The sequence below is a fragment of the Pseudalkalibacillus berkeleyi genome, assembly GCF_021608225.1.
In the GTDB taxonomy this organism is placed as follows: domain Bacteria; phylum Bacillota; class Bacilli; order Bacillales; family Fictibacillaceae; genus Pseudalkalibacillus; species Pseudalkalibacillus berkeleyi.
On record NZ_JAKIJS010000001.1, the window covers coordinates 1,802,188 to 1,821,236 of the forward strand.

18 protein-coding genes are annotated in these 19,049 nt (G+C 39.8%); 1 reads left to right on the top strand and 17 read right to left on the bottom strand.

Annotated features, from left to right (window positions below):
* Positions 1-5 precede the first annotated feature (5 nt).
* From yqfD to rpsU, 7 genes are all read right to left on the bottom strand, one after another.
* Positions 6-1,187, bottom strand: a complete 1,182-nt coding sequence (gene yqfD, locus L2716_RS09555; RefSeq protein WP_236334018.1) for a sporulation protein YqfD — start codon at positions 1,185-1,187, stop codon at positions 6-8.
* A gap of 22 nt (positions 1,188-1,209) precedes the next feature.
* The gene (gene yqfC / locus L2716_RS09560) at positions 1,210-1,494 is read right to left on the bottom strand and encodes a sporulation protein YqfC (RefSeq protein WP_236334020.1); all 285 of its coding nucleotides are present in this window, start codon (positions 1,492-1,494) and stop codon (positions 1,210-1,212) included.
* 228 nt (positions 1,495-1,722) lie between these two features.
* Entirely contained in the window at positions 1,723-2,223 is a 501-nt protein-coding gene (locus L2716_RS09565) for a hypothetical protein (RefSeq protein WP_236334023.1), read from the bottom strand.
* Complete coding sequence (floA, locus tag L2716_RS09570) at positions 2,223-3,230, bottom strand: flotillin-like protein FloA (protein WP_236334026.1); 1,008 nt, start codon at positions 3,228-3,230, stop codon at positions 2,223-2,225. Before floA ends, L2716_RS09565 begins: the two co-directional genes overlap by 1 nt.
* A 16-nt stretch (positions 3,231-3,246) precedes the next feature.
* Positions 3,247-4,587 carry an NfeD family protein gene (locus L2716_RS09575; RefSeq protein ID WP_329610112.1) on the bottom strand — a complete coding sequence of 447 codons (1,341 nt, stop codon included), beginning with the start codon at positions 4,585-4,587 and terminating at the stop codon, positions 3,247-3,249.
* A 291-nt stretch (positions 4,588-4,878) separates the two neighbouring features.
* Positions 4,879-5,322 (bottom strand): GatB/YqeY domain-containing protein, encoded by a 444-nt coding sequence (locus L2716_RS09580; protein WP_236334028.1) that lies wholly within the window; start codon positions 5,320-5,322, stop codon positions 4,879-4,881.
* A gap of 16 nt (positions 5,323-5,338) precedes the next feature.
* Complete coding sequence (gene rpsU, locus L2716_RS09585) at positions 5,339-5,515, bottom strand: 30S ribosomal protein S21 (protein ID WP_236334029.1); 177 nt, start codon at positions 5,513-5,515, stop codon at positions 5,339-5,341.
* 159 nt (positions 5,516-5,674) lie between these two features.
* Here rpsU and L2716_RS09590 point away from each other — a divergent pair, with 159 nt between their 5' ends.
* Positions 5,675-6,616 (top strand): Na/Pi symporter, encoded by a 942-nt coding sequence (locus L2716_RS09590; RefSeq protein ID WP_329610113.1) that lies wholly within the window; start codon positions 5,675-5,677, stop codon positions 6,614-6,616.
* A gap of 307 nt (positions 6,617-6,923) precedes the next feature.
* On the opposite strand, the gene deoC is transcribed toward L2716_RS09590, so the two are convergent.
* From deoC to lepA, 10 genes are all read right to left on the bottom strand, one after another.
* A complete protein-coding gene (gene deoC, locus L2716_RS09595; protein WP_236334033.1) occupies positions 6,924-7,589 on the bottom strand; it encodes a deoxyribose-phosphate aldolase in 666 nt (221 codons plus the stop codon).
* 51 nt (positions 7,590-7,640) lie between these two features.
* Positions 7,641-8,987 carry a tRNA (N(6)-L-threonylcarbamoyladenosine(37)-C(2))-methylthiotransferase MtaB gene (gene mtaB / locus L2716_RS09600; RefSeq protein WP_236334035.1) on the bottom strand — a complete coding sequence of 449 codons (1,347 nt, stop codon included), beginning with the start codon at positions 8,985-8,987 and terminating at the stop codon, positions 7,641-7,643.
* Between the two features lie 6 nt (positions 8,988-8,993).
* Complete coding sequence (locus L2716_RS09605; RefSeq protein ID WP_236334037.1) at positions 8,994-9,749, bottom strand: 16S rRNA (uracil(1498)-N(3))-methyltransferase; 756 nt, start codon at positions 9,747-9,749, stop codon at positions 8,994-8,996.
* Positions 9,749-10,705: a 50S ribosomal protein L11 methyltransferase gene (gene prmA, locus L2716_RS09610; RefSeq protein ID WP_236334039.1), complete on the bottom strand. Its 957-nt coding sequence runs from the start codon at positions 10,703-10,705 to the stop codon at positions 9,749-9,751. The genes L2716_RS09605 and prmA overlap by 1 nt, the downstream gene beginning before the upstream one ends.
* A 53-nt stretch (positions 10,706-10,758) precedes the next feature.
* A complete protein-coding gene (dnaJ, locus tag L2716_RS09615; protein WP_236334041.1) occupies positions 10,759-11,871 on the bottom strand; it encodes a molecular chaperone DnaJ in 1,113 nt (370 codons plus the stop codon).
* A 319-nt stretch (positions 11,872-12,190) separates the two neighbouring features.
* A complete protein-coding gene (dnaK, locus tag L2716_RS09620) occupies positions 12,191-14,023 on the bottom strand; it encodes a molecular chaperone DnaK (RefSeq protein ID WP_236334043.1) in 1,833 nt (610 codons plus the stop codon).
* 49 nt (positions 14,024-14,072) lie between these two features.
* Positions 14,073-14,630, bottom strand: a complete 558-nt coding sequence (gene grpE, locus L2716_RS09625; protein WP_236334045.1) for a nucleotide exchange factor GrpE — start codon at positions 14,628-14,630, stop codon at positions 14,073-14,075.
* Positions 14,631-14,777: 147 nt separating this feature from the next.
* Positions 14,778-15,812, bottom strand: coding sequence for a heat-inducible transcriptional repressor HrcA (gene hrcA, locus L2716_RS09630; protein ID WP_236334047.1), 1,035 nt, complete (start codon positions 15,810-15,812; stop codon positions 14,778-14,780).
* Between the two features lie 157 nt (positions 15,813-15,969).
* Positions 15,970-17,112, bottom strand: coding sequence for a radical SAM family heme chaperone HemW (gene hemW, locus L2716_RS09635; RefSeq protein WP_236337846.1), 1,143 nt, complete (start codon positions 17,110-17,112; stop codon positions 15,970-15,972).
* 103 nt (positions 17,113-17,215) lie between these two features.
* The gene (gene lepA, locus L2716_RS09640; RefSeq protein ID WP_236334049.1) at positions 17,216-19,042 is read right to left on the bottom strand and encodes a translation elongation factor 4; all 1,827 of its coding nucleotides are present in this window, start codon (positions 19,040-19,042) and stop codon (positions 17,216-17,218) included.
* Positions 19,043-19,049: the final 7 nt, after the last annotated feature.

The following is a 19,049-nucleotide window of genomic DNA, read 5'->3' on the forward strand; positions in this document are numbered from 1 at the left end:
ATGGCTCAATCTCCTCCAATTATAGGTTGTTCTTCAACAATATTTTCTATCACCTTATAATACATTGATACATTTACTTTACCATTGTCGATTGTATGGTGCAAAATTTTTCCGCTTTTTATTGTGGCTTCTTCATCCAAATAACTTTCCATCTCTTCATCTGCCATTTGTTTCGCCATCGAAACCGCTTTCTCCGCCGTATATTCTCTAATTACTCTTTCAGACTCTAGCACATCTTTCTTCACATAAGAGAGCGGGATCTCCCAATTAAACATTCGGAACGTATTCACATCTTCAATTTCTTCAAAGTGCTTGTATTCAATTTTTCCAAAGCCCCATATAGGTACATTCATTCCAAAAATTGATACGTAATGTCGTACTTTTTTATTTCCTGTATACGTTTCAAATGAAGACTTTAATGGTACTGAAACGTCTGAGCGGTACCACGTTTCACCGAACACTTTACCTTTCGCTGCCACTGTGCGCATATGCTTATCTTTACCAATTTGTCCAGATACTAATAAATCTCCTTTGTGCACCAATTGATTTTTCTCAACCTTGATTTGTCCCTGCTCAACGTACGTCGTAGTAATGAATGCTCTTTTCTTTGCAACTAAATTCCTTGGTTCTACCGTTTCGACTTCTTCAGGAAGTTCTTTTTGGACAACATTGAAGTGAAAAGTCGTCCCTTCAAGTGTTACACCGATCCAAGTAACCTCGTCCATTTTTTCGGTAGCCAAATATTGTATTTCTCTTGGGTCAGGTAACCGAAAAATGAGCTTGCCCTTTTGAATACCCATTTCATCAATTACCTTTTGAAGATGATGCTCCGTTTTCGGATCTGCTCCTCTTATTTCAATATTCCAAACGGTATTAGACATTAGGAAAACGATGATAAAAAAAATAAATAAACCAATTACGAATCCACTTCTAGATATCATCTTTCGAACAAGAGAAGGCGCACCCTTACGATGAATGACTTTAAAGGTACAGCCCATATTACGAAGCGGCACCCGAATTTTAAGTGCATCATCCGTATACATGTGTAATACTAAGTGATCGGTTCGGCTAACTTCCCAAATTTGTATATTATTTTTTAAACAATAGTTGAGAAAACGCTCGGAATCTTCTCCTTTTACTTTAATCCTAACGGTCCCCCGGAGATACTTTGTCCAAATTTTTGTCATCGTTTCTCCCCTCCAAAAAAATTCACGAAATATTTATGTAACGCACATCTGAGATTGTTCCTTCAAGTAAAATTTCTTCAGGAAGAATAGTCTTCAACACAAAATGATTACCAGAAATCAATAGTTCACCTTGTTCGAGGTTCAACCTGAGTTCTTGATTGGAAAATGTTTTCACACCTCTATGATTTTCAATATATATGTGAAGGTGACCGATCATTGTGATTCTTGGTAGGTCCATTACGACATCTGCTGGTAGTTCTAATGAATGCGACATCCAACTTTTAATTTTTTGTCTCCACTGCGCCATAATCGAACCCCCTCTCATCTCATTTTTATGATGGAAATCGATAAAGTATCACTCAGGAATTCAATGTTCTAGCTTATGATGGGGAAGAAACTTTAAACACTACAAATTTTGGTGATGATGCGATTTCTGTTGTTGGGTTCCAACTTCTCGACTCTTGTGTTTCACTTGTCGAATTCTCAGCATTGAACAAAAAAAGCTGTGCACAAATGTGCACAGCTTTTTTTGATATTATCTTTGATTCATTTTTGTAGAGTGTGGCTTTCTCGATCGAGGAGGACCGAGGATTTCTGCCCAAATGACCCCTTGGGCAACATTGTCTGGATTGGGTATGAGATCGCTTTTTGACGCTTTTAATTTTGGTTTAGATTTTGAACGCACTGGCCTAATCGTTCTTTGCATTCGGTCAGACCGATCTGTAGTTGACCGATCTGTAATCGACCGGTCAAATTCTTCGCGTTTTTCCATATACATTTCTTCAATGTTCGTTTGTACCTTTTTAGAGCGTTCAGAAGGCTGTCTAGCTGGGCGTGAAGAGCGAGAACGCTCTTCACGTGGCATTGACATTGTTTCCGCTTGATGAGGATTGTGTTGCCTCTGACGGTTCTTCCCAGGCTGTTGTTCTTCATTGTACTTCTCCATTTGACGTTTGAAGAAGCTGTAGATCCCACCAATGATCAAGATTACAAAAAAGAGGTTTGCCATCAGCAGTTCTATTAATTTTTCTAGCACTAGTAAGTGCCCCCTCCAGAAGGATCATCTTCATCTTTCGGATCCGTTGCTTTACCGATTGACCCTCTCATGTCTGTGTCAGCTTTCACATTATTGTAGTTCATGTAATCCATTACACCGATATTGCCTGAACGTAATGCCTCAGCCATCGCCATAGGTACTTCTGCTTCCGCTTCCACAACTTTTGCACGCATTTCTTCAACACGAGCCTTCATCTCTTGCTCTTGGGCTACAGCCATTGCACGACGTTCTTCTGCCTTAGCTTGTGCAATATTCTTATCTGCTTCTGCTTGTTCTGTTTGCAATTCAGCTCCGATGTTCTTGCCGATATCAACATCAGCAATATCGATCGAGAGGATTTCAAACGCTGTACCTGCATCTAGTCCTTTTGTTAAGACTGTTTGCGAGATTAAATCTGGATTTTCTAACACTTTCTTATGGTTGTCAGAAGAACCTATCGTGGATACGATACCTTCACCTACACGAGCAAGTACTGTATCTTCTCCTGCACCACCGACTAGTCGTTCGATATTAGCACGTACTGTAATTCTTGCTTTCGCTTTAACTTCAATTCCATCCATTGCAACACCCGCAATAAATGGCGTTTCGATTACTTTCGGGTTTACACTCATTTGAACAGCTTCTAGTACGTCACGACCAGCTAAGTCAATCGCTGCACAACGCTCGAAACTTAATTCGATATTTGCTCTGTGAGCTGCAATTAATGCGTTAACCACTCGGTCGACATTACCACCAGCTAAATAGTGAGACTCAAGCTGGTTCGTGCTTAGTTCAAGTCCAGCTTTTACCGCTTTGATCAACGGATTAATAACACGGGACGGTATAACTCGTCTTAAGCGCATTCCGATTAGTGTGAAAATACTAACTCGGACACCCGCAGCTAGTGCAGAAATCCATAACGCGACAGGTACGAACGTAAATAATACAGCAAGAGCGATGACGATTGCCCCGATTAAAATGACCATAAATAATACATTTTGATCCATTTGAATATTTTCCCCCTTAGTTTTCTACTTCATTAATTTCTCTAACGACGATACGAGAACCTTCTGTTTTGACGATTTTTATGGGACGATTTTGCCCGATGTAATTCCCTTCGGTGACAACATCGTACCTTTCATCATCGATTACCGCAGTTCCTGAGGGACGAAGTGGTGTCATTGTTGTTCCAGTTAATCCAATCAGCTCACTTTTCGTCACACTCGAAATATATCCCTTTTCGCTGGTTGTTGAATCGAACAAGATGATTTTCTTGAGCGGACCATTGTATCCAAAATATTTTAAGAAGACTATCGAAACGACGATGGTCGCAACCATTGCAATTAAGATCGATAACAGAATATTACCGAGGGATCCTCCAGCCAGTACAATACCAATTAATACGGCTAGGATACCTCCAACTCCTAGTATTCCACCAGGTACAAAGACTTCAGCGATAATAAGCCCTATACCTAGTATGAATAATATTAAGGATTCCCAACCTGCTAGACCGGCAATCATATGACCGAAGAAAAAGAGTAGCAATGATCCTAATCCTAACATCCCTGGAATTCCGAAACCTGGTGAATAAAGTTCTAGAACTAGACCGATACTCCCGATTGAAAGTAGGATCGGAACGACCACTGGATGCGTCACATATCTTGCAATCGTTTCTGCAAATGATACTTCGACATCTCTAATTTCAGCATCAGGAATTTCTAAATAACTGAGTAAGTCGTTGCGACTGTTGACAATAGCCTCCGCATACCCAACTTTCTTCGCCTGAGCAGCATCAAGTGTTAAGAGTTCGCCTTTCTTGACGCCTAAGTCTTCAAGTACAATATCCTCATCTGCCATTGCCAAGGCATACTTCGGGTCTCGGTTATGTAATTCAGCCGAGGCTCTCATATCAGCTAACCAAGCTGATTCAGCTTTTTTTCCAGCTGTGTTCCCTTGAGAATCAATAACTGCCGCAGCCCCCATTGTTGTTGAAGGCTTCATGACGATTTGGTCAGCATTCAATGCGATATATGCACCCGCTGATAAGGCATGCTTTGTCACGTAAGCAATAATCGGCACTTCTGACTCTCTCATGATTTTAGCAATATTATTGGCAGCTTGCACTAGCCCACCTGGTGTATTGATTTCAAGCACTAAATAATCTGCTCCTTGTTCTTCTGCCTCTTGAATGGAACGCTCCAGAAATTTCTCTAAGCCTCTTTCTACGGCATCTTCGACAGGTGCAAAGTATACCACACCTTTTCCTTCGGCTGCATTCGAAGGATTAATCTGTACAACTAATATAGGAACTAGTATTAATAGCATATAGAAAGTAACTTTCATCATTTTAAACATGTTTTTCATTTCACTCACCCCCGTTTCAGTTACTACCCTTTACGTTCAACTATACAGGTAGGTTTCACTATTTTGAAGATAAATTATTCCTCTGGAAGGATTAATGAAATAAATATCAGATTCACCATAAAAATTCGTTTGAAAGCGATGCTGATTCTAGAAGCATCAACGTACGTTCTTAATTCGGAGAACTTTCCTCACGACTTGTGGAACTCAGCACTATTTTACTATACTGCTCTCGTCACATTTAACCCATCAAAAAAACGCCTTGCATGATAGCAAGACGTTTTTATAGATTATTTACGATAAGTTCTGTTGAACTAGACGGTTCACAAGACCACCATCAGCTTTACCTTTTACTTTAGGCATGATGGCTCCCATGACTTTACCCATATCTTGTTTGGAAGTTGCACCAACTTGTTCAATTGTTTCTTTAACGAGTTGATCGACTTCTTCTTCAGATAGTTGTTGGGGAAGATACTCACCGAGTACTTCAATCTCTTTACGTAAGTTTTCGACTAGATCATCACGACCAGCTTTCTCGAATTCCTGGAGGGAGTCTTTCCGCTGTTTAACTTCACGTGAAAGAACCGTTAATTCCTCTTCTTCGTTCAACTCGTGTCCTAGCTTAATCGACTCGTTCTGAAGAGAGGCCTTCACCATACGTATGACCGTTAATCTTTGCTTGTCTTTGTTTCTCATTGCTTGTTTCATATCTTCATTCAAACGGTCAAGAAGACTCAATTAAGAACACCCTCTCTTAAAACTTACGCTTACGAGCAGCTTCGGACTTCTTCTTACGCTTAACGCTAGGCTTTTCGTAATGCTTACGCTTTTTAACCTCAGCCAATGTTCCCTCTTTAGAAACGTTGCGCTTAAAACGACGAAGTGCATCTTCTATAGATTCGTTCTTACGAACACTTGTTCTAATAGACATATATTTCCCTCCCTCCAAGCTCCTTCAGAAAAAAATTAGTAAAGGAGCGAAAACCATATCTTAAAACATTATAATATATGTGAGTTTTTTTCGTCAACTTTATTCGCATAATTTATTTCGTCATGTCCTAAACATCTCGTCCATAAAATAGATTAGGTGGTGATAACATTGACGCACATAATCTCTTTGTTTGCAGTGTTTTTAACGATTTTTATATACGGAATGACCGTCATGCGTTTAGGACTCAATTCCGCTTCGCATCAAAAATTAAAAAAGTGGTTGTTACATTATACCGACCATACTTGGAAAAGCTTTCTGCTTGGCATTTTTATAACAGCACTGATGCAAAGTAGTTCAGCTGTCATGGTGATGGTGATTGGTTTAGTTGCAGCTGGTGTTATGGGATTCAAGCAATCCATCGGTATCATATTAGGGGCTAACATAGGCACCACAATCACGACAGAGATCATTACATTTCAAATGGATCAATATATTTTACCTTTTATATTGATCGGTGTACTGTTAATCTTTCTAAATCGAAATTGGTCATTTTCAATTGGATCCACACTGTTTGGTCTAGGGTGTATGTTTATCGCGATGAATGGGTTTGAAATGCTTTCTGAACCTTTAACTGAGCTTAACGTGGTACAGCACTTTCTTCAGCTAACCGATCATCACCTTTTTATTAGTCTGGCACTTGGAACAACGATGACTGCTATCATACAGTCTAGTACAGCCACAACGGCAATCATCATGCCGTTGATGAATGAAAATTTATTAGAATTGACATCAGGAATTGCAATCTTATTAGGGGCAAATGTCGGCACTTGTGTTACTGCCCTTATCGCTTCTCTCGGTACTAAAAAAGAAGCGAAGCTAGTCGCTTTCGCTCACGTATGGATTAATCTTATTGGAGTTGTGCTGTTTCTGCCATTCTTAAAAGTCTTTGCCGAATTGGTTACCTTTTTAACAATCCTACCAGATGTACAAATTGCCCATGCAAGTGTGTTATTCAATGTAATTTCTTCGTTATTGCTACTCCCGTGTGCAGGACTCTTAGCTACTTTAATCACTAAGATCCACCATTCCCGTCCTATTTAAGCATACAAAACAAAAGAGGCTGTCTGATAAGTTCCTAAAATCAAACAAGGCAATGAAAATACGAAACACTACCCTCATCAAACATGTTGTTGATTTCAACGAAATTCACGAGACTCCTGCGGGAATAGCGAGCCAGGCGAGACCCCACAGCAAACTTTAACTACTGGAATCTGCGGTGAGCGAGGAGGCTCGCGGTTCGCCCGCGGAAAGCGAGTGAATTTCGAAGAAATCAATATCTTTATTTAACAAAGGGCTGTCAGAAGATCAGTTTTCACTGACTTTCTAGACAGCCCCTCCATGCAGAAATTTAATAGTCAGATTGTGATGTTTCGCCTTTCACAATTGAAATGCCTGAGCTTGCGCCAATACGTGTAGCTCCAGCATCAATCATCGCCTTCGCAGATTCTGGACCACGAACGCCTCCACTAGCTTTTACACCAATTTCAGGTCCGACAACCTTGCGCATTAAAGCTACATCTTCAGGAGTTGCTCCACCAGTTGAAAATCCAGTAGAAGTCTTCACAAAGTCAGCACCAGCTTTTACAGAAAGTTCACAAGCTTGTTTCTTCTCATCGTCTGTTAGAAGACAAGTTTCGATGATTACTTTCGTTAATGCTTTTCCTTTTGCTGCATCTACAACAGCTTTGATGTCTTTTTCAACTAGGTCATAGTCTTTGCTCTTCAAAGCACTAATGTTGATAACCATGTCCACTTCTGTTGCACCATTCTCAATTGCATTCGTTGTTTCAAATGCTTTTGTTTCAGGTGTTGATGCGCCTAAAGGGAATCCAATTACTGTACAAACTTTTACGTCTGTATCTTTTAAAATTTCATATGAAGTCGACACCCATGTTGGGTTTACGCAAACAGAAGCAAAGTTGTATTCTTTCGCCTCGTTAGCAAGTTTAACGATATCTTCCTTGTTTAATTCCGGTTTTAAAGCTGTGTGATCAATCATTTTTGCAATGTTCATACTAGCATCTCCTCTGTTGTTATATGATTGTTTGTTTAAATGATGTATGAATTAAGCCGTGGCGGATGTTTCAGATTGCTCAACATCCATTATTCTGACAAATCGTCCTTCGTTAAAAGGGTATCCCGCTTTTGTAATCTTTACTCGAACGAGTTTACCGATTAAATCTTCTGTACCTTCGATTCGGACTTTCATATAATTCGCAGTATATCCGATTACCCTATTAGAATTTTCCTTGTCAAGTTCCTCAGGAATGATTTCAAGAACTTCACCTTCATAATTGGAGGCGTATTCCTTCGCTAACTGATTCGATAATTCGATCAGTCGATGAACTCGATTATTTTTCACATCTTCAGGTACTTGGTCTTCCATATTTGCCGCAGGCGTACCTGTTCTTCTACTGAATGGGAACACATGCAACTCAGAAAATTTATGCTCTTTAATGAAATTGTAAGTTTCCATAAATTCTTCTTCAGTTTCGCCAGGAAAACCGACGATTACATCAGAAGTGATCGCAAGTCCTGGAAGTGCTTTCTTGAGCTTGTTCAAGCGATCTGCAAACATCTCCATGCTATACTTTCTTCTCATACGCTTTAACACAGTATTCGAACCTGATTGAAGTGGTATATGGAGATGAGGGACGACTTTATCAGATCGATCGAGAACCTCAATTACTTCGTCTGTCACTTGACTAGCTTCAATAGACGAAATTCTTAGTCGTTTAATGCCATCCACTTGATCATCTAAATCCGATAGCAGTTGTGCGAAATTGTAATCTTTCATATCCTCACCATATCCAGCTGTGTGGATACCAGTCAATACGATTTCTTGGTACCCTGCGTGAACAAGCTGTTGGGCTTGTTCAATGACATGCTCAGGCTTTCGAGAGCGTAACAACCCTCTTGCCCATGGGATAATACAGAAAGTACAGAAATTGTTACATCCTTCTTGAATCTTTAATGAAGCACGTGTTCGATCAGTAAAAGCCGGAACTTCTAATTCTTCATAGACACGAGCTTTCATGATGTTACCTACGCCATTTATCGGCTGGCGTTCACGTTTGTATTGTTCAATGTAATCAAGCATTTTTACACGATCTTGAGTTCCTACAACTACGTCAACACCTGGGATTGCCATTACTTCTGCTGGAGAGGTTTGTGCATAACAACCTGTAACACAAATCACAGCATTTGGATTCTTTCGAATGGCACGACGAATGACCTGGCGACTTTTCTTATCCCCAGTATTCGTAACTGTACACGTATTGATCACATAGACATCAGAACGCTTTTCAAAATCTGTTCGTTCATAACCATTACTTTCAAACAATTGCCAAATGGCTTCAGTCTCATAATGGTTTACTTTACAGCCTAACGTATGAAACGCTACAGAAGGCATAATTGGTCACCTCAATAACTCTAATTGATAGGATACAGCAGCCAAAACGTATAATGGAGCTGTTTCAGTCCGAAGAATACGGGGACCCAGTCCACACGTAACAAAGCCAGCCTTTTTCAACTCATCGACCTCTTCTGGTGTTAGACCACCTTCTGGTCCAACGACAACAAGCAACCGATCCTTATTTGGATCAATCTGTTGAAAAAGTTCAGCTAACTTCGCACTTTCGCTTTGTTTCGCATCTTCTTCGTAAGCAACGACTTTTATCGTATACGTATTACTCTGTGAAATCAGTTCATTGAACGTAATAGGTTCCTCACATACAGGCATGCGATTTCGATGTGATTGTTCAGCCGCCTCTTTGATAATTTTCTGGAGACGTTCTGTTTTTTTCTTCGATTTCTTTGCATCCCATTTTACAATCGATCGAGAAGCTTGAAAAGGCAAGAATACATTCGCACCTAGCTCAGTTCCCTTTTGAACAATCATCTCTAGTTTATCAGATTTGGGCAGGCCTTGTGCAATCGTAACAGGAATTGGCAATTCTGTATGACGGTCCAACCACTCTATAACTGAAAGCTCAACTCGAGAATCATCGAAATCGATAATTTCACATTTGGCAACACGGTCGTGGTTATTACTACAGATTACTTCATCACCGGTTGTCATCCGCATCACTTTAGCGATATGTTTAACATCATCTCCCCGTATCGTGACCGTCGAATCTGTCATTTGATCGGGTGAAACGAAGTAACGCTGCATTATGACATCACCTGTTTCGCAGGTTTTCTAGCAATAAATGCGACCCAATCTTCCATTAGTAACGTTTCATCAATCAAAAAGCCATTCTGTATGAGTGATTGCTTCACTTCTTCCTTTTTCCCTTTAATGATTCCAGAAACAACAAACTTCCCGCCTGGGTTCAGCAGTTCAAATGCTTGTTGGTCAAAACGTAAAATAATTTCTGCAAGTATGTTTGCGACAATGAGGTCTACTTGTCCTTCGACTTGGTCCAATAAATTATTTTGTCGAACTTGAATTCGGTCGTGGCATTTGTTCAGCTTAATATTCAAACGTGCACTTTTCACTGCAACCTCATCCAAGTCAAGTGCATATACAGACTTAGCACCAAGCTTAGCTGCAGCAATACTTAATACACCTGAACCAGTTCCGACATCAATCACATCGTCACCTTCAGACATCGATTTCTCAAGGGCTTGAATACACATTACAGTAGTGGGATGAGTCCCGGTACCGAATGCCATTCCTGGGTCAAGTTCCACAATCAATTCATCTGTGCTCACTTTTTCATATTCTTCCCATGTTGGAATAATCGTAATTCTCTCTGAAATTTTGACAGGCTTATAATATTTCTTCCAAGCCGTTGCCCATTCTTCCTCATGTACTTCACTAATCGTAATTTTGTTATGCCCTAAATCAATGTCATAAAGAAGCAAACCGTTAATCGCTTCTTTAATTTCATCAACCGTTTCTCCTAAAAAGCTATTTACGGGTAGATAGGCTTTGACTATAACACCTTCATCAGGGTAATCATCAGGATTAAGTTGGTAGATCTCTCCAAGAGATGTGTCCCATACTTTCACTAGGTCTTGTGGATCTTCAATAACGACACCACTCGCTCCAGACTCGTGCAAAATATTAGAAATAGGTTCTACAGCTTCCTGAGTTGTATGAATACTAATTTCAGACCACTTCATGAGATCTACCCACTACCTTTCCTTTTTTCAACCTTAAGTTGGTCATTCAAAGATTATTCACCTTTAAAAGCTCTCTTCACCTTACTAAAAAGGTTACCGTGTTGCTCATCTACAGATTCTCCGCTTAGTTCAGCGAATTCACGTAATAAAGACTTTTGACGTTCCGATAAATTTTTCGGTGTGACAACCTTCACTCTTACGTGTTGATCCCCTTGACCATAACCTCTGACGTTTTGAACACCTTTACCACGTAATCGGAAATTTGTGCCTGATTGAGTACCAGCAGGGATTTTTAGTTTCACGTTTCCGTGTAATGTAGGCACCTCAATTTCGTCACCAAGAGATACTTGCGTAAAGGTTAATGGCATATCTACATGAATATCATCGCCTTCACGACTATAAAATTCATGTTGAGCTACGCGGACAACAACATAAAGGTCTCCCGGAGGTCCTCCATTTTCGCCAGCTTCGCCTTTTCCAGCCACACGAATTTGTTGGCCATGATCAATTCCAGCCGGAATGTTGACATGAATTTTCTTTTGTTTTCTCACTTTTCCTTTACCACTACACGTATTACATTTATCTTTGATGAACTTTCCAGTTCCGTTACAGTGGTGACAAACTCTTCGATTGACTACTCGACCGAATGGCGTGTTTTGCTCAACGTTTAATTGTCCAGCACCACCACAATGTGAACATGTTTCTGGCTTAGTCCCTGGTTTTGCACCAGATCCAAAACATGTGTCACATTCTTCTTCTTTAGGAATTTGTATATCTGTTTCTTTACCGAAAACTGCTTCTTCAAACTTAAGTGTCATCGTATATTGTAAATCTGCTCCTTGACGAGGGGCATTCGGATTACGACGACCTCCTCCGCCTCCAAAGAACATATCAAAGATATCACCGAATCCACCGAAGTCTCCGCCACCAGCACCAAACCCTTGGTTTGGATCAGAATGACCGAATTGGTCATAGTGAGCTTTCTTCTGAGAATCCCCTAAGACATCATAAGCTTCTTTTACTTCTTTAAATTTCTCTTCAGCATCCGACTCTTTATTGACGTCCGGATGGTATTTTCTCGCGAGTTTTCGATAAGCTTTTTTAACCTCATCTGTCGAAGCGTTCTTGTCAACGCCTAAGACTTCATAATAATCTCGCTTACTCAACACACTCACTCCCGATTCTTTTACATAACGATTATCATATCACTATATTCTAGTATTCTGCAACTTGTTAGGCAGATTTTTCACATTGTACAAACGTACGGAAAACTCGGCTGGGCCAAGCTTTCCTAGTTTGGACATTATGATGATTGAAGGGAAATCCAACCCGATTTTCAGGCACGAACAGTATGTTGTTCGAGAAAGGGCAAAATTCACTTTTTAAACTTCCTCTCCAAGTAATAACGGTTTGTAACAAAGTAAAGTTCTAAACCCGAAAAAAGTCAAAGTCTAGAAGACTGACTTTGACTTTTTCGTATTACCATTACTTTTTCTCGTTGTCGTCGTTCATTTCTTCATATTCTGCATCTACGACATCATCTTCTGCTTTTTGCTCTTCTCCGCCTTCTTGTTGAGCTTGTGCTTGTTGAGCTGCTTGCTCGTAAAGCTTCGTTGAAAGCTCTTGAACAATTTCTTGCAACTCATCTTTCGCTGTGCGGATTGCTTCTAGATCTTCGCCTTCTAACGCAGTCTTAACTTTGTCTTTTGCTTCGTTCGCTTTTGTAACATCCGCTTCGTCAACATTACCTTCTAAGTCTTTCAACGTTTTTTCAGTAGTAAAGACTAACTGATCTGCTTCATTTCGAAGATCAACTTGTTCACGACGTTGCTTATCAGCTTCAGCATTTTCTTCTGCGTCTTTTACCATCTTTTCAATCTCATCTTCAGAAAGGCCAGAAGAAGAAGTGATTGTAATGGATTGTTCTTTATTTGTGCCTAAGTCCTTCGCCTTAACATTAACGATTCCGTTTGCATCAATATCGAACGTTACTTCGATTTGTGGTACACCACGTGGTGCTGGAGGAATATCTGTTAGTTGGAAGCGACCTAATGTTTTGTTATCTGCTGCCATTTCACGCTCACCCTGGAGGACGTGAATATCAACTGATGGTTGGTTGTCAGCTGCTGTTGAGAATACTTGTGATTTACTTGTTGGAATTGTCGTATTACGTTCAATCAGCTTCGTTGATACGCCACCCATAGTTTCAATACCAAGAGAAAGTGGAGTTACGTCTAGTAATACAACGTCCTTCACATCACCAGTGAGTACACCTGCTTGAACTGCTGCTCCTAATGCAACTACTTCATCAGGGTTTACACCTTTATGAGGGTCTTTTCCTGTCACCTTTTTAATTGCTTCTTGTACTGCAGGGATACGAGTAGAACCACCTACTAATACAATTTTATCAACTTCAGAAGGTGTAAGACCTGCATCTTTAAGTGCACGACGAGTAGGTCCCATTGTGCGCTCTACAAGATCTGATGCCAATTCTTCAAACTTCGCACGAGTTAATGTAAGTTCAAGGTGCTTCGGTCCAGATGCATCTGCTGTGATAAATGGTAATGAAATTTGAGTTTGTGTTACACCTGAAAGATCTTTCTTCGCTTTTTCAGCAGCGTCTTTCAAACGTTGTAAAGCCATTTTATCTTGTGAAAGGTCAATTCCGTTTTCTTTCTTGAATTCACTTACCAAGTGGTCGATGATTTTTTGGTCAAAGTCATCTCCTCCAAGCTCGTTGTCTCCAGAAGTTGCTTTAACCTCAAAGAATCCTTCTCCTAATTCAAGGATAGAAACGTCAAATGTTCCTCCACCGAGGTCATAAACTAGTATCGTTTGATCTTCTTCTTTTTCAAGACCATAAGCAAGCGCTGCAGCAGTAGGTTCATTTACGATTCGCTCTACTTCAAGTCCAGCGATCTTTCCAGCATCTTTAGTAGCTTGACGTTGAGAGTCATTGAAATATGCTGGTACAGTGATGACTGCTTTTGTTACTTTTTCACCTAGGTATGCTTCAGCATCTGATTTAAGCTTTTGAAGGATAATTGCAGAAACTTCTTGAGGAGTGAATTCCTTACCTTCTGCTTCAACCTTGTAGTCTGTACCCATATGACGCTTAATGGACATAATTGTGTTTTTGTTTGTTACTGCTTGTCGTTTTGCTACTTCACCGACTTGACGCTCACCGTCTTTAAATGCGACAACAGATGGTGTTGTACGGTTTCCTTCTGGGTTAGGAATTACTGTAGCTTCTCCACCCTCCATTACTGCGACACAAGAGTTTGTTGTTCCTAAGTCAATACCAATTACTTTGCTCATGACATATACCTCCTATATTAAATATGTAGCCCTTTCGATAGGACATTACTTATTTTGAATTCACTTTAACCATTGCTGGTCGAATGACACGATCTTTTAAGACGTAGCCTTTTTGTAAGACTTCAACTACTGTGTTGTCTTCATGATCGTCTTCTTGTACTTGCATGACTGCTTGATGTAAATGCGGATCGAATTCAGCTCCAACTGCATCTACTTCCTCAACACCTTCATTTTTCAAGGCTTCAATTAACTGGTTATACACCATTTTCATACCTTGAAGAAGTGATTCATTTTGTTCTTCAGCCGCCTCCATACTAAGTGCGCGCTCGAAGTTATCAATGACAGGCAATAAACCTTCTACGATGCTTTGCGCTCTATACTTTGCAGCAGCTTCCTTTTCTTCGCGAGTACGACGACGGAAATTATCGTAATCGGCCTGCGTACGAAGAAGGCGATTTTTTATTTCATCGAGTTCCTGTTCTATTTCAGTACCTCGGTTCATTTCATCATTTTCAACAGTCGAATCTTCTTCCATTGATGCCTCAGCTTCTTCAACTGCCTCTTCGTTTTCTTGAACAGCTTCATCTTTTTGTTTATTCTCTTCCACTTCATTCACCTCCCTGTAAGGATCAAATATATATTTTTTTACATAAAAACAACATGAAAACTTAACTCATAATTGTGTTCATATCACTACTTATAAGCAAGAAAATAATGGGAGAGGCGTTCTCCCACTCTAAATGTATTACCATTATCAGTTTGAATAATACCGTTGAGTAAGGACCTTCGTCAAATCTTTTGAAAGTAAATCAAGAAGTCCGATAACACGGTGGTATTCCATCCTCGTGGGACCAAGAATCGCAAGCGTTCCCATGTGTTGCCCACCGATTGAATAATTTGCAGTAATTAAGCTACAATTCTTCATTTCTTGAATCGTGTTTTCGGCACCTATTTTTACATTAATACCAGAAGAACCATCCTGATAAAGTAATTGTTGAATGAGATCTTGCTGTTCAATGGCATTATACAAAGCCTTCACCTTGTTTACATCTTGAAATTCTGGTTGATTCAAGATGTTCGTCTTACCACCATAATAGACTTTATCCGACTTCTCAGTTTGAAACAACTGCGCTAAGAAATCAAGGGATTGCTCATAATTCTCAATATGTGCCTTTAACAACCCTTGAACCTCTTGTTGAAGTTTCACCTTTAAGTGTGAAAAAGGGACACCTTTCAAACGGTCGTTCAAAATGTTAACGGTGCGCTCTAAGTCTGATGCATTCATTTCAGGTGGTAAATCTACAGTATACTTTTCAACATGTCCAGTATCAGTGATTAAAACAAAGATGGCCGTACCTTTAGAAATCGGTACAATTTGAAGATGTTTCAACTTCGTTTCATACACTTCTGGACCAAGTATAATAGATGTATAATTCGTAATTTCTGAAAGTAAGTTAGCTGAATGCTCAATTAACAGTTCTTGTTCATACATTCTATTTTGAAAGAGCGAGTGCACCTTCGCTAGATCATGATGCTGTAATTGAACAGGAGACAGCAAGTGATCGACATAGAAACGATACCCTTTCTCTGATGGAATTCGCCCGGATGAACTATGGGTCTTTTCAATAAACCCCATATCTTCAAGATCTGCGAGTTCATTACGAATCGTTGCAGAACTGAATGTAATATCCTGTCGTTTAGAAATACTACGAGATCCTAAAGGCTCTGCATTTTGAATATATTCGTCTATAAGTATTTGGAGAATTAACAGCTGACGATCTGTTAACATCAAGTCTCATCCCCTTTGTTAGCACTCTGTATGTTTGAGTGCTAATTCTACTTAATAAATTACCAAATCAGAAATTACTTTGTCAATCATTAAATGATTAACTCTTGTTAGAGAATGCTTTTGATTACTTGTTGAAAAGTTGATGAAGAGAACATGATTAAATAACACCAACGAACTCTTGAAAGACCTCATTCCCTAGAAATAACCCTTTTTGCGTTAAACGAATATGTCCTTCATCATTAATGAGTAATTCTTCTTTAACTAGCTTATTAATCTGATCATGGAAAATTTGTTCGATTTGAATACCGTATTTTTGATGAAAAACGGATTTATTCACACCTTCCATTTTCCGGAGGCCTAAATATACCTCCTCTTCCATTTGTTCGCTTCTTGTCAGTTCATTAACGAGTCGTTGAGGCAAATCACCCTCATTGACTTTCTTTATATAGTGTGGCAACGGCTTATTATTTTCATACCGCTGATTATTGATGTAACCGTGTGCGCCGGCACCAATGCCGTAGTACTCTTCGTTTTTCCAGTACACTAAATTATGGCGACTTTCATAGCCCTTTTTGCCAAAATTACTAATTTCATATTGAGAAAACCCATTGGATTTAAGTGTATCGATTAAATACTCGAACATTTCCGATTCATGGTCCTCACCTGGGAGGCTTAGTTGCCCTTTCTTGTCTTTAATATAAAAGACCGTCTGTTTCTCAACTTGTAAGGAGTATGCGGAAATGTGTGGAACTTGCAGTTGGAGAGCATGTTGAACAGATTGCTTAAACATCTCAAGCGTCTGTCCAGGTAATCCAAACATAAGATCAATTGAGATATTTTCAAAACCGGCTGATTTGGCTTGCTCAATCATTTTCCAAACATCTTTTTGTCTGTGATTCCTATTAAGGGCTACTAGCAAATCATCTTGAAAGGCTTGTACACCTATACTTAAGCGATTTACTCCAGCATTTTTTAGAATATCAAGTTTCTTTCGATCTGTTACAGAAGGATTCGCTTCAACTGTAAACTCTACATCAGGATGAATGGGCGCTAAGTTCTCTTTCACACTATCTAGCATTTTCTTTAATTGCTCACCGTTCAAAGCAGTAGGTGTACCGCCACCAATGTAAATGGTTTCTATCGGTTCAGGCGCTTTCTGGTGAACAAGTCGTTTCATTTCAAGATCCATCGCCTCTAAGTAATCGTCGACAGGCTGACCTTCTAGTAGAAATTTATTAAAGTCACAATAGTGGCAGATTTGCTCACAAAATGGAATATGGACGTAAGCGGCTTTTACCATGTTGATCACACTTTCAATGTATTGGTTTGAAAAGAAGCAAAATACTCCTAATCGTAAAAAAGAAGACTGGCTCTGTAAAGAACGCCAGTCTTAGCTCGTTTGATTAATCGTCTGTATCCATTCTAAGAACGGACATGAAGGCTTCCTGAGGAACTTCAACATTTCCAACAGTCTTCATACGTTTCTTACCTTCTTTTTGTTTCTCGAGTAGCTTACGTTTACGAGAGATGTCTCCTCCGTAACATTTCGCTAGTACATTTTTTCGCAATGCACGGATATTAGACCTTGCAACAATCTTCTGTCCAATCGCAGCTTGAACTGGAATTTCAAATTGATGACGTGGAATTAATTCCCGTAATTTGTCAACGACGGCTTTTCCTCGGTCATATGCGAATTCTCTGTGGACGATTACAGAAAGAGCATCAATCTTCTCCCCATTTAAGAGAATATCCATTTTCACTAGGCTAGATGTTCGATATCCAATTAATTCATAATCAAGTGACGCATACCCTTTCGTACTCGATTTCAATTGGTCGAAGAAATCATATACGATTTCTGATAATGGAATCTCATATATGACATTGACTCGAATATCATCCATGTATTCCATCGTAATGAAGTTTCCACGCTTTTTCTGACAAATCTCCATAATAGGTCCAACATAGTCGTTCGGCGTCATAATCGATGCCTTCACATAAGGTTCCTCAACAGAATCAATCGATTGTGGATCTGGCATATTAGCAGGATTGTCAACGGTCAATTTATCGCCATTAGTGAGATGCACATTGTAAATTACACTTGGTGCAGTTGTAATTAACCCAATGCCAAATTCTCTTTCAATTCGTTCTTGTATAATTTCCATATGCAACAGACCAAGGAAACCGCAACGGAATCCGAAACCTAAAGCTTGAGATGTTTCTGGCTCATATTGTAAGGATGAATCATTCAATTCCAACCGTTCTAACGCTTCACGTAAATCGTTATAATCGTTTGAATCAACAGGATACAAACCACAGAATACCATTGGGTTCATACGGCGGTAACCAGGTAATGCTTCAGTAGCACCATTCTTAGCCGAGGTGATCGTATCACCAACACGTGAATCCCCTACATTTTTAATCGATCCTGTTAAGAATCCAACGTCACCAACCGTCAGTTCATCTTTCATAACAGGTTTTGGTGTGAATACTCCAAGCTCATTCACTTCGAATTCTTTCCCTGTAGCCATCATCTTAATTCTTTGGCCCTTTTTCACAGTTCCTTCTTTAATCTGAATGTAAGCGACTACCCCGCGGTAACTATCGTATAAAGAGTCGAAAATCAAAGCCTGTAAAGGTCCATCAGGATCCCCTTGCGGTGCAGGTACTTTCTCAACGATCTGTTCAAGGATATCTTCAATCCCAATTCCACTCTTGGCAGAAGCTAAGACAGCCTCCGATGCATCAAGACCGATCACGTCCTCTATCTCTTTTCTCACACGTTCAGGTTCTGCACTTGGTAAATCAATTTTATTAATTACAGGTAATATTTCTAGATCATTCTCTAGCGCTAAGTACACATTGGCAAGTGTTTGTGCTTCAATCCCTTGCGCTGCATCGACGATGAGTAAGGCACCCTCACAAGCTGCAAGACTACGTGACACTTCGTATGAGAAATCGACGTGTCCAGGTGTATCAATCAAGTGAAAGATATACTCTTCTCCGTCTTTTGCTTTGTATGTTAACTGTACTGCGTTCAATTTAATTGTAATGCCACGCTCACGTTCTAAATCCATGGCATCTAACATCTGCTCTTTCATTTCACGATGTGTCAGAGCACTCGTTACTTCTAGAATCCGGTCAGCTAAAGTAGATTTCCCATGGTCAATATGGGCAATAATCGAAAAGTTCCGGATTCTCTTTTGACGTTCTAATCTGTCGTTTTTACTCATTCTCTTC